Here is a 12,199-nt window from a genome sequence, read left to right on the forward strand (position 1 = left end):
AAACTAGACTATGGGAAGACATAATTTTAAAAAGTTAAAAGTTTGGGAAAATGGAATTACCCTTGCTAGCGATAATTATAAATTAACAAGAACATTTCCAGATATTGAAAAATTTAATCTGATAAGTCAAATGAATCGAAGTGCTGTTTCCATACCTTCAAATATTGCTGAAGGATCAAGTAAAAGTACTGATAAACATTTTAAAAAATATTTAGAAAATAGTCTTGGATCTGCATTTGAATGGGAAACACAATTAATAGTTTCTTATAACGAAGGTTATGTAGATAAAGGTAAATTTGAAGAATTAGAAAATAAGATATTACAAATTCAAAAAATGTTAGGAAAGTTTATTGATAATCTAAATGACTAGTCTAATTTCTAGACATCTAGATTCTAAATTCTCGTTTTCAAAACACACAATATAACTATGAAGACCGCATACATCGTAAAAGCATACAGAACAGCAGTTGGGAAAGCACCAAAGGGTGTATTTCGTTTTAAAAGAACTGATGAATTGGCTGCAGAAACCATTCAATACATGATGAAAGAATTGCCACAATTAGACAAAACTCGTATTGACGATGTTATTGTTGGTAATGCCATGCCGGAAGGATCTCAAGGTTTAAATATGGCACGCCTCATCTCTTTAATGGGATTAAATAGTGTGGATATTCCTGGGGTTACTGTAAATCGGTTTTGTTCATCGGGTATCGAAACAATAGGCATTGCTACAGCAAAAATACAATCTGGAATGGCCGATTGCATTATTGCGGGAGGTGCGGAAAGTATGAGTGCAGTGCCAATGACAGGGTTTAAACCTGAATTAAATTATGACATTGTAAAAGCAGGTCATGAAGATTATTATTGGGGTATGGGAAATACTGCAGAGGCTGTTGCAAACCAGTTTAAAGTATCTCGTGAAGATCAAGATGAATTTGCTTATAATTCCCATATGAAAGCTTTAAAAGCACAAGCTGAAAATCGTTTTCAAGATCAAATCGTACCTATTGAAGTGAAGCAAACTTATATTGATTCAAACGGTAAAAAAGCCAATAAATCATACACGGTAACAAAAGATGAAGGCCCTCGTGCGGGCACAAGTTTAGAGGCTCTTGCCAAATTAAGACCTGTTTTTGCTCAAGGTGGTAGTGTAACTGCTGGAAACTCTTCGCAAATGAGTGATGGCGCTGCCTTTGTGATGGTGATGAGTGAAGCTATGGTAAAAGAACTAAATCTAGAACCTATTGCACGTTTAGTAAACTATGCAGCAGCAGGTGTAGAACCGCGTATCATGGGAATAGGCCCTGTAAAAGCCATCCCAAAAGCATTAAAACAAGCTGGCTTACAACAAGCAGATTTAGAGCTCATCGAATTAAATGAAGCCTTCGCATCACAATCTTTAGCAGTCATTAGAGAGTTAAATCTAAACCCAGATATTGTAAACGTTAATGGAGGCGCTATAGCACTAGGTCATCCGCTTGGTTGTACAGGAGCCAAATTGTCTGTACAATTATTTGATGAAATGCGTAAACGCAATATGAAAGGAAAATATGGGGCGGTTACCATGTGTGTAGGAACAGGCCAAGGAGCCTGTGGTATTTTTGAATTTTTGAATTAATAATAAAGACTATAGAGAATAGAAAATAGAATTTAAAATGTGTTCAAAACAAAGACATAACTATAAAAATTTAAAAATCTGGAAACTTGGTTTAGATGTTACAAATAATATTTCTGATATTTTATTAGACTTTCCAAAACATGAAAGATATGATTTAAGTTCACAAATTAGTAGGTGTTCTATTTCAATGCCAAGCAATATTGCTGAAGGTTTAGCTAGAACAGATAAATCTTTTAGTCATTTTTTAGATATCTCTTTAGGTTCATCTTTTGAATTAGGCACACAATTATTAGTAGCACATCATAGAAAATATATAAACAACGAAATATTAAAAACTCTAGAAGAAAAAATAGAAGAATTCCAAAGAATGACAATGGGATTTCAAAATAGCCTCAATTAAGAGTCTTTTTTCTATTTTCTTTCTTCTTTAATCTTATTTAAACCTCAAATAAAATGGCAGAAGCAGAAAAAGAATTATTAAGAGGAGGTCAATTCCTTGTAAAAGAAACCAATTGTGAAGATGTATTCACTCCTGAAGATTTCAATGAGGATCAGTTGATGATGAAAGAAGCTGTAACTGAATTTGTTGACAGAGAAATTTGGGCAAACAAGGCACAATTTGAAAAAAAGGATTATGCGCTAACTGAATCGTGTATGCGAAAAGCCGCAGAACTTGGATTTTTAAGTGTTTCAGTTCCTGAAGCCTATGGTGGTATGGGTATGGGCTTTGTAGATACCATGCTTGTTTGTGATTATATTTCTGGTGCCACTGGATCCTTTAGTACGGCTTTTGGTGCACATACCGGAATTGGTACGATGCCCATTACGCTTTATGGCACTGAAGAACAAAAACAAAAATATGTTCCAAAATTAGCTTCTGGTGAGTGGTTTGGCTCGTATTGCTTAACAGAACCTAGTGCTGGTAGTGATGCCAATTCTGGTAAAACAAAAGCAGTACTTTCTGCAGATGGAAAAAGTTACAGTATTACAGGGCAAAAAATGTGGATTTCTAATGCTGGCTTTTGTAGCTTAATGATTGTTTTTGCACGTATTGAAGACGATAAAAACATCACAGGGTTTATCATAGAATACGATCCTGAAAACCCCAATGGTATTACTATGGGTGAAGAAGAGCATAAACTAGGCATCCGTGCGTCATCTACGAGGCAAGTTTTCTATAATAATACTATTGTTCCTGTAGAAAATATGTTATCGACCAGAGGTAATGGGTTTAAAATAGCCATGAACGCTTTAAATGTTGGTAGAATAAAACTCGCAGCTGCTTGTTTAGATGCACAGCGCCGCGTTATAACGGAGTCCATAAAATATGCCAACGAACGTATTCAATTTAAAACGCCTATTTCTAGTTTTGGAGCCATTCGCCAGAAAATAGCAGAAATGGCAACTAATTGTTGGGTAGGAGAAGCTGCAAGTTACAGAGCTGCAAAAAACATAGAAGATCGTATTATTTTACGTCAGAATAACGGAAAAGATACCCATCAAGAAGCTGAATTAAAAGGTGTTGAAGAATATGCTATTGAATGTTCAATTTTAAAAGTAGCTGTTTCAGAATATACACAAAGGTGTACTGATGAAGGCATTCAAATATTTGGAGGCATGGGTTTCTCTGAAGAAACTCCTTTAGAATCTGCATGGCGAGATGCTCGTATAGCAAGAATTTATGAAGGCACCAATGAGATAAATAGAATGCTTTCAATAGGCATGCTCATCAAAAAAGCTATGAAAGGACATGTAGATGTTTTAACACCAGCCATGGCAGTTAAAGATGAATTGGTAGGTATCCCATCTTTTGACGTACCTGATTATTCTGAGTTGTTTTCTGAAGAAAAAAACATCATAAAAAATCTTAAAAAACTCTTCTTAATGGTAGCTGGAGCTGCTTTACAGAAGTATGGTGAAAAAATAGAGGAACAGCAACAACTCATGCTAGCAGCATCAGATATTTTAATACAAATATACATTGCCGAATCGGCTATTCTACGTGCTGAAAAAATGGCTAAAAGAGAAGGTGAAGACCCTGTTAAAGAACAGATTGCTATGGCAAAATTGAACTTATTCCATGCTATTGATGTTATTGAAACTGCCGGTAAACACTCCATCATTTCATTTTCCACAGGTGATGAGCAACGTATGATGCTTATGGGATTAAAACGCTATATTAAATATGTTAATATGCCAAATATTATAGAATTAAGAAATATTATAGCGGACAAAGTAACTAAAGAAAATAAATACTGTTTTTAGTATAAACAAAATAATTAGTGACTAACTCAATTCTAAAAACGCTCCGGATTTATTTTCGAGGCGTTTTTTATTTTACTCTATTTGAATAATACTCTTTTATAAATACTTATGTTAAACTTGGAAAGTATGTCCCCATTTTAAATACCACAAACGTCATAATAATATAAACATAAACTAGTTTAAAACTAAAGATTATGAAAAAACTTATTGTAATTGTGTTAGTAATGACTGCTTCCTTTTTTAGCTTATCTTGTAAAGCACAAGTTGAAAAAACACTAGAACCAAAACTAGAAAACATCTCTTGGATTTCTGGTGATTGGAAAGGAGAAGCTTTTGGTGGACAAGTAGAAGAAAATTGGAGTAAACCCTCTGGTGGTTCCATGATGGCAACTTTTAAGCTAATTAATAATAATGCTGTATCATTTTACGAAATTGAAATAATTCGTGAAGTAGAAAATACACTTATTCTTCAATTAAAACACTTTAACAACGATTTAAAAGGCTGGGAAACAAAAGATGAAACAGTAGATTTCCCTCTTAAAGAAATAACCGCGAACAAAGTTACTTTTGAAGGTATGTCTTTTGAAAAAATAAGTGATCATGAAATGAACGTATATGTTGATATACATCAAAAAAATGGTTCTATAGAAACTGTTAAGTTTAATTACACCAAATAATAGATAATATTCATAATTTAATTTTCAAAACAAACAGTAATCATTTAATAAAGCAATAAACACATGAAGTCAATAGTTTAACATGACTCTGGATTTATTTTCGTTATCTTTAAAGCATTATTTTTTAGCTATGAAATCTATCGTTTCTATTTTATGTATTTGCTTATCATTATCACTCTTTTCTCAATCAAATTCTAATGATAACTCAAATAAAGAACATGCAGCTGCAATTGTACAACAACATATAGCTCCCTTTAACAACAGAAATTTAGAACAATTTGCCAATGCTTTTGACACCCATGTTTTGGTAAACAGGTTTCCAAATGATACCATGTATCTGGGTCGTGACAAACTAAAGGAAAATTATGCGCGTTTTTTTAAAGAAAATAAAAAATCAAATGTCAAAGTATTAAACAGAATGGTACTCAAAAATGTTGTGATTGATGAAGAATTGGGTACAGTAAACTATAAGACCAATCGACATATTACTATTTATGAAACAGACCATGAAGATATCAATTCCATGACTTTTTTACATAACTCTAAAACGACTTCAAATCCCGAGAGTATTGTTAATAAACAGCTAGAAGCTTATAATAAAGGTGATATAGATGCATTTGTAGCAACGTATTCTAGCAATATTAAACTATACAGATATCCAAATAATCTAACCTCCGAAGGCCACGAAGCCATCCGTTCAGAATACGCGTCATTTTTTAAAAAAGCACCAGATTTGAATGCTCAAATTGTAAATAGAATGGTATTAGGCAATAAAGTAATTGATAATGAAAAAGTTACTTTTAATGGTAATACTTTTTATGCGATTGCAATTTATGAAGTTCAAAATGGAAAAATCACAAAAGTCACATTCATTCAATAAAAAAATGAAACATACATCAATATTACTTTTACTATTAATTCCGTCAATTGTTATTTCTCAAACTAATCAACAGTTATATGATATCATTGATGATATATCTGAAAAACGCATTGAAAAAGATATTCAAACACTTGTAGATTTTGGAACAAGAAATACTTTTAGTGATACTATTTCTAACACAAAAGGGATAGGAGCTGCTAGGCGATGGATAAAATCTGAATTTGAAGCTATTTCAAAAGATTGCAATAATTGTCTGGAAGTCTTTTATCAAAAAGATTTTGTTACTAAAAAAGGAAACAATCGTGTACCACATGACGCATGGGTCGTCAATGTAGTTGCTATTCAAAAAGGAACAAAATACCCAAATCGCTATATCATTATGAGTGGTGATATTGATTCTCGTGCTAGTGACACTATGGATTTTACTACGGATGCTCCTGGCGCAAATGATAACGCTTCTGGTATGGCAGGAACTATGGAGGCTGCCAGGGTTTTATCTAAATATTCATTTGAGAGCAGTATTATTTATGTGGGGCTATCTGGTGAAGAACAAGGTCTTTTTGGTGGTGCCGGACTAGCAAAATATGCTCAGGAGAAAGCCTGGGATATTATTGGGGTGTTCAATAATGATATGATCGGAAATATAAAAGGGGTTGATGGTGTTATTGATAATCGCTCCTTCAGGATTTTTTCAGAACCTGTTCCCCCAAATGAGACAGAACGCCAAAGAACACTTCGTCGATTTTATGGTGGTGAAGTAGATGGTATTTCACGTCAATTGGCACGTTACGTTTATAAAACCACAAAAATGTATATGCCAGAGATGAACCCTATGATGGTTTATAGATTAGACAGGTTTGGACGCGGTGGTCACCATCGTCCTTTTAACGATTTAGGATATGCAGGTATTCGTATCATGGAAGCCCATGAAAACTACACGCAACAACATCAGGACATTCGTGAAGAAAATGGCATAAAATATGGTGACGTTATCGCCCATGTAAATTTTGATTATGCAAAAAAACTCACTACAGTAAATGCTATAAATATGGCCAGTTTGGCTACGGCACCACCAGCACCAAAAAATGTTAGTATTGGGGGTATCGTAGAACCTGCTGCTAAATTTAAATGGGATAAAGTTAATGGTGCCAAAGGTTATAAAATTTACTGGAGAAGTACCACCTCTCCTACATGGGATCATAGTAGATATGTTGGAGATGTTTCAGAATTCACATTAGATGGTATTGTTATTGATAATTATTTTTTCGGAATAGCTTCAGTTGGTGAGAATGGTTTCGAAAGTGTCGTTGTATTTCCTAATAAAATCTTTAGAGATTAAGCTTCACGTATTCGATTTAATACCAAATGATTTTGAAAGTTTGACACGAATTCCACTAATTTACCTGCTTACCAGCAGATTTAAACTTATATATATTGACAGACTGAAAGTTTAATTCGTGTTTATGTAGTACACAAAAATCCTCAAGCATAAGAAGGTCAATTCGTGTAAATTTGTGCAATTCGTGTCTTAATTATCAGTTGCAATGTCAAGGAACGTAGTCGAAATCTATAAAGAAATATGAATTTTTAAATCTTTCGACTGCTCCAGCTCCAAACCTGATACAAAAACATAAGTGTTTGATTTTTTTGTTAAATCCATTTATCATTATATCAAACTCACGCTAAATATTAACAAATCCTTAAGAACCTTTTTATTTAATTTTGAGCAAAAGTTAAAATAATGATCTACCGTTTATATTTATTATGCCTTTTCTCAGTAATTTCATGTGTTTCCATAAACGCTCAGGGATTGCTTTCAGAAAAAAATAATTTTACCAGACAAGATACCTTAAGAGGTTCTATAACTCCGGAACGTTCCTGGTGGAATTTAAATTATTACCACTTAGATATTAAGGTAGATCCAGATAAAAAATTCATTTCAGGAAAAAACACCATTCAATATACCGTTTTAGAGGATCATTCTGTTATGCAAATTGATTTGCAAGCGCCTTTAAATCTTACTAAAGCCATTCAGAATGGTAAAGAATTAGAAGTAAAACATGACGGTAATGCGCATTTTATAAGCCTTATAGAAAAACAAAAAATAGGCGATGTGAATTCTATCGAAGTTCATTATCATGGTAAGCCCAGAGAAGCCATTAGAGCGCCCTGGGATGGTGGTATTTCATGGAAAAGGGACCAAAATGGAAACCATTTTGTAGCGTCGTCTTGCCAAGGTTTAGGAGCTAGTGCATGGTGGCCTTGTAAAGATCATATGTATGATGAAGTAGATAGTATGCTTATTAGTGTAAATGTTCCTAAAAATTTAATGAATATTTCTAATGGCCGATTAAGACGTGTTGAACAATTTGGAGATACTAAAACATACCGCTGGTTTGTTAAAAGTCCTATAAATAATTACGGTGTTAACATCAATATTGGTGATTATGCTAATTTCTCTGAAGTGTATAATGGGCAAGGGGGACATTTAGATATGAATTATTATGTGCTTAAAGATAACCTTGAAAAAGCCAAAGAACAGTTTAAGCAAGCGCCTAAAATGATGAAAGCTTTCGAGCATTGGTTTGGTCAGTACCCCTTTTATGCAGATAGTTTTAAACTGGTTGAAGTACCTTATTTGGGTATGGAACATCAAAGTTGCGTGACTTATGGAAATGGTTATAAAAATGGTTATTTAGGTAATGATTTATCTGGCACAGGTTGGGGTTTAAAATTTGACTTCATTATTATTCACGAAGCTGGACATGAATGGTTTGCAAACAACATTACTAATAAGGATGCTGCAGATATGTGGATTCATGAAGGATTTACATCTTACTCAGAAAACTTATTTCTAGATTATTATTATGGAAAAAAAGCGTCTGCTGATTATGTCATTGGTACTAGAAGAAACATTCAAAACGATAGACCTTTAATTGGAAATTACGATGTAAATAATGAAGGTTCAGCAGATATGTACTATAAAGGTGCTAATATGCTACATACGCTTAGACAACTTATTGAGGATGATGAAAAATGGCGACAAATTTTACGTGGATTAAATACAGATTTCTTTCATCAAACGGTTACTACGCAACAAATTGAAGATTATTTAAGTAAAAAAACGGAAATTGATTTAACAGAGTTTTTTAATCAATATCTAAGAACCACAAAAATTCCAACACTTGAATATACCATTGAAAAGAATGTATTAAAATATCGTTGGACAAATATTGTCGATAAATTTGATATGCCAATTCAGGTTAACATTAATGGAAATGACCAATGGCTGTTTCCGAAATCTGATTGGAAAACAATGTCATCAGAATTAAGAATTTTATCTTTTGAGGTAGATAGAGATTTTTATATTGAAGTAAACAAACTTTAGTAATAGTGGAAATTACTGAACTATATTTTAAGACAGATACTGAATGGCGCGACTGGTTGCATGAAAACCATAATGCCTCTAATGGTGTTTATCTCATACTCTATAAAGTAGAAACAAAAAAGCCTTCCATGCGATGGGAAGAAGCTGTAAAAGTAGCCCTTTGTTATGGGTGGATAGATTCCACAGTAAAAAGTTTGGGTAACGGAAAACGTCGACAACGTTTCTCTCCGAGAAATCCAAAAAGTGTATGGAGCGCGCTAAACAAAAGGTACATAAAAGAACTTACTGCCAACAACTTAATGCACGAAAGTGGTTTTAAAATTATTGAAACTGGAAAGCAAAATGGCTCATGGACGGCTTTAGATGCTGTTGAAAAAGGCGTTATTCCAGAAATATTGCAATTAGCTTTTGATAAAAATCCCATAGCCTTTAATAACTATAACAATTTTGCACCTTCATACAGAAAAGGTTATTTATACTGGTTAAATCAAGCCAAACGAGAAGAAACCAGACAAAAACGTATTGCAGAAATTATTAGACTATGTGAGGCTAATGTAAAGGATCGAGGAGGTTGGTAAGTTATATCCCACTTATAAAACTCCCATAGGGATCTTTAAACTGAATACCTTCTGTAAACCTTTGTTTACTTAACTGCTTAAATTCGACCAAGGCCCAAAGCACAAACTCTTTTACAAAATAACTATCCTGTTTAGATACATTTGGCTGATATTCACTCAACAAATCATCTAAAGGAGAAATAGCATCTAACAAGTTTTTATATTCTTTATCACGTAAATCATCCAACAATTCAAAACCATCTTTCTGATTAAAAAACCAGGATATAATAGCATCATAAGGACTTTCATCTTCTTGCTTTTTTAGCTTTTCTATCTTTGGAAAAAATTCACCAAACAAACTCTTAACAGCTTCGCCTATTAAATTATAAGCAACAACCGCTGCTCCCTCCTGCTCGCCTTCATAAACCAATTCTACTTTTCCTGTAATAGAAGGAATAATGCCTACAAAATCACTTAGACGGAGCATGGTCATTTTATCGCCTGATATCAAAGCCCTACGTTCTGCTGTACTTAACAAGTTTTCTAATGCTGTAATACTCAATCGTGCACTCACACCACTTTTAGCATCAATAAAATCATTTTCACGAGCTTCGAATACAATTTGTTCTAATAAATCTCTAGCTAAATCCGGGACTAACACAGTCTGTTTTTGCTCAGCAACTAATTTGGCTTCCTGTTCTGTTATTAATCTAGCCGTTTCAATATCTACTGGGTAATGTGTTAAAATTTGAGATCCAATTCTATCTTTTAAAGGGGTTACAATACTCCCTCTATTGGTATAATCTTCAGGGTTTGCTGTGAATAAAAATTGAATATCTAATGGCAAACGTAATTTGAAGCCTCTAATTTGAATATCGCCCTCTTGCAAAATATTAAATAACGCCACTTGAATTCTAGCTTGTAAATCGGGCAATTCATTAATTACAAAAATACAACGATTGGCTCTTGGTATCATACCATAATGAATCACGCGATCGTCTGCATAGCTTAATTTTAAATTAGCAGCTTTAATGGGATCTACGTCACCAATAATATCAGCAACCGTTACATCTGGTGTTGCTAATTTTTCTGCAAAACGTTCACTCCTATGTAACCAGGAAATAGGTGTATCGTCTCCTTTTTCTTTTATCAACTCTACTGCAAATCGTGAGATAGGTTGCAACGGATCATCATTAATCTCAGAACCCTTAACATAAGGAATGTACTCGTCTAATAAATTTAACATTAAACGGGCTAAACGTGTTTTTGCCTGTCCTCGTAATCCTAAAAGATTGATATTATGGCGTGATAAAATAGCGCGTTCTAACTCAGGAATCACAGTATTTTCATAACCGTGAACCCCTTCAAAGGTTGTTTCTTTATTTTTTATTTTCTCAATAAGGTTGGCTCTCAATTCATCTTTAATAGATTTAGATTGATAGCCTGCTTTTTTTAATTCGCCTAATGTTTTAATGTCCATATTTGCCTCTCCCTAACCCTCTCCAAAAGAGAGGGAACTGTTATGGGGTGTATTATAAGTTAACTTTATTTTTTTACTAAAAATTTATTTTAAAAAACTTGATAAAAGTATTTGTTCCTCCCCTTCGGGGAGGTTGGGTGGGGCTTACCCCCTAATCCTTTTCTTCCTATTCGTTTCATAATCTTCAAAAATCATTTCTCCCAACCCTTTCAATCCGGTATAAAATGCTTTGCCCTGATTCGCATAGGTAAACTCTCTTACAAACTGCATCAAATAATTATCTTGAGCAATCATAAATGTTGTAATAGGAATATGTAAACGTCTTGCTTGCTGTGCCATAGCATAACACTTATTTACAATATCCTTATCTAACCCATTACTGTTTTTATAGTATTGACCATCAGGTAAACGCAAACAGCTAGGTTTTCCATCAGTAATCATAAAAATTTGTTTGTTGGTATTTCTTTTTCTTCGAAGCAAATCCATTGCTAATTGTAAACCAGCAACCGTATTGGTATGATATGGCCCTACTTTTAAATAAGGCAAGTCTTTAATTTCAATCTGCCATGCATCATTTCCAAATACTAAAATGTCTAATGTGTCTTTTGGATAGCGCGTCGTAATTAATTCGGCTAACGCCATAGCTACTTTTTTAGCCGGTGTAATTCGATCTTCACCATAAAGAATCATACTGTGGCTGATATCAATCATCAAAACAGTACTCATTTGTGATTTATGAAGTGTTTCTTCAACCACCAAATCTTCTTCCGACAGATTAAAATCTCCAATACCATGATTAATCTGAGCATTTTTTAAGCTTTCAGTCATAGATACTTTATCTAAAGCATCACCAAATTGATAATTTCGATAATCACCTGTATGCTCATCACCTAATCCTATACCTTTACTTTTGTGATTTCCTTGTCCACTACGTTTAATCTTTCCAAAAATATGATCTAAAGCTTGCTGACGAATGGCCCGCTCGGTTTTTGCAGTAATTGCCATGCCACCGTTACCATCTGGATCTATTTCTTCTTTTATATACCCTTTCTTCTTTAAATCTTCAATAAAATCATCAATCGTATAGTCATCAGTAGTAAGTTTATATTCCTTATCTAATTCCCGCAACCAATCAATAGCTTCATCAAAATCACCAGAAGTATGCGTGATGAGTTCTTTGAAAACTTCAAAAATTTTGTCGAAGGGTGATTGATAAGGCGTTTCATATTTTTTAAACACGAATCCTTTTCTTATGGTTTTATCATTTCTCATACCTCTATAAAAATACTATATTTTTCTATAATATTATATTAACATCTCATTAAGAATCTCGC

The 12,199-nt window shown here is 33.6% G+C and carries 11 protein-coding genes; 9 read left to right on the top strand and 2 right to left on the bottom strand.

The features are described from left to right. The first annotated feature begins 10 nt into the window (after positions 1-10). From Q4Q47_RS02510 to Q4Q47_RS02550, 9 genes are all read left to right on the top strand, one after another. Entirely contained in the window at positions 11-370 is a 360-nt protein-coding gene (locus Q4Q47_RS02510) for a four helix bundle protein (RefSeq protein WP_303305079.1), read from the top strand. A 57-nt stretch (positions 371-427) separates the two neighbouring features. After that, positions 428-1,618 carry an acetyl-CoA C-acyltransferase gene (locus Q4Q47_RS02515; protein ID WP_303305080.1) on the top strand — a complete coding sequence of 397 codons (1,191 nt, stop codon included), beginning with the start codon at positions 428-430 and terminating at the stop codon, positions 1,616-1,618. Positions 1,619-1,655: 37 nt separating this feature from the next. Further along, entirely contained in the window at positions 1,656-2,018 is a 363-nt protein-coding gene (locus Q4Q47_RS02520) for a four helix bundle protein (RefSeq protein ID WP_303305081.1), read from the top strand. 53 nt (positions 2,019-2,071) lie between these two features. After that, complete coding sequence (locus Q4Q47_RS02525) at positions 2,072-3,883, top strand: acyl-CoA dehydrogenase family protein (RefSeq protein WP_303305082.1); 1,812 nt, start codon at positions 2,072-2,074, stop codon at positions 3,881-3,883. A 194-nt stretch (positions 3,884-4,077) separates the two neighbouring features. Continuing rightward, the gene (locus Q4Q47_RS02530; protein WP_303305083.1) at positions 4,078-4,560 is read left to right on the top strand and encodes a DUF6265 family protein; all 483 of its coding nucleotides are present in this window, start codon (positions 4,078-4,080) and stop codon (positions 4,558-4,560) included. A 130-nt stretch (positions 4,561-4,690) separates the two neighbouring features. Then, a complete protein-coding gene (locus Q4Q47_RS02535) occupies positions 4,691-5,440 on the top strand; it encodes a nuclear transport factor 2 family protein (protein ID WP_303305084.1) in 750 nt (249 codons plus the stop codon). Between the two features lie 4 nt (positions 5,441-5,444). Further along, positions 5,445-6,779 carry a M28 family peptidase gene (locus Q4Q47_RS02540; protein ID WP_303305085.1) on the top strand — a complete coding sequence of 445 codons (1,335 nt, stop codon included), beginning with the start codon at positions 5,445-5,447 and terminating at the stop codon, positions 6,777-6,779. 402 nt (positions 6,780-7,181) lie between these two features. Next, on the top strand, positions 7,182-8,828 hold the full coding sequence (locus tag Q4Q47_RS02545) for a M1 family metallopeptidase (protein WP_303305086.1): 1,647 nt from the start codon (positions 7,182-7,184) through the stop codon (positions 8,826-8,828). A 5-nt stretch (positions 8,829-8,833) separates the two neighbouring features. Continuing rightward, positions 8,834-9,406, top strand: a complete 573-nt coding sequence (locus Q4Q47_RS02550; RefSeq protein WP_303305087.1) for a YdeI/OmpD-associated family protein — start codon at positions 8,834-8,836, stop codon at positions 9,404-9,406. A gap of 1 nt (position 9,407) precedes the next feature. Here Q4Q47_RS02550 and Q4Q47_RS02555 read toward each other — a convergent pair whose 3' ends face one another. Beyond that, positions 9,408-10,865: a MoxR family ATPase gene (locus tag Q4Q47_RS02555; RefSeq protein ID WP_303305088.1), complete on the bottom strand. Its 1,458-nt coding sequence runs from the start codon at positions 10,863-10,865 to the stop codon at positions 9,408-9,410. 144 nt (positions 10,866-11,009) lie between these two features. After that, positions 11,010-12,137, bottom strand: a complete 1,128-nt coding sequence (locus Q4Q47_RS02560; RefSeq protein WP_303305089.1) for a vWA domain-containing protein — start codon at positions 12,135-12,137, stop codon at positions 11,010-11,012. Positions 12,138-12,199 lie beyond the last annotated feature (62 nt).

Source organism: Flavivirga spongiicola, from assembly GCF_030540825.1.
Lineage (GTDB): Bacteria > Bacteroidota > Bacteroidia > Flavobacteriales > Flavobacteriaceae > Flavivirga > Flavivirga spongiicola.